This is a genomic window from Rhizobium phaseoli (genome assembly GCF_010668805.1).
Taxonomy (GTDB): Bacteria; Pseudomonadota; Alphaproteobacteria; order Rhizobiales; family Rhizobiaceae; genus Rhizobium; species Rhizobium phaseoli_A.
Genome location: NZ_WUFT01000098.1, coordinates 1 through 418, shown reverse-complemented (window position 1 = coordinate 418; position 418 = coordinate 1). Strand labels below are relative to the sequence as shown.

At 64.8% G+C, this 418-nt stretch carries 1 protein-coding gene; it reads right to left on the bottom strand.

From position 1 onward, the window contains the following. Positions 1-305 (bottom strand): malonate decarboxylase subunit alpha (locus GR197_RS31555; RefSeq protein WP_204330523.1); only part of this gene is annotated, 305 nt, incomplete at its 3' end. Between the last annotated feature and the right edge of the window lie 113 nt (positions 306-418).

The window sequence follows — 418 nt, the reverse complement described above, 5'->3', positions numbered from 1 at the left end:
ATCAGCAGATGCACGTCGTGCACTTTCTGCGGATCGACCTTCGCGAACGAGCGCGACAGAAAGTCGGCCTGTTTCTGGTTGTCGCCTTCGAGCGCGACCCGATCGCCGGGACGAATCAGCGTTTCGAGCGCATCGATGATCCGGTGCGCGGGCAGGATGCCGTCTTCGAGCCAGGGCGCGATCGCGGCGAGCCTGCGTCGCTTCTCGTCGCGTTTGGTGGTCCAGGAACGCACGGCATTCGAGCCCGGCTGCGCTCCCGTTGACTGTGCCAGCTCGAGCCTGGCTGATTCGATTCGCTGATTCATCGGTGCTTCAGCTCCCGATAGTGGTTGGAGTGCGCGCGGGCCGCCCGCGCTTTCTGCGCGGCGTGGCTGCGGCGGCTTCCGTCTGCGCGCGTTCCGTCAAGAAACGATAGACC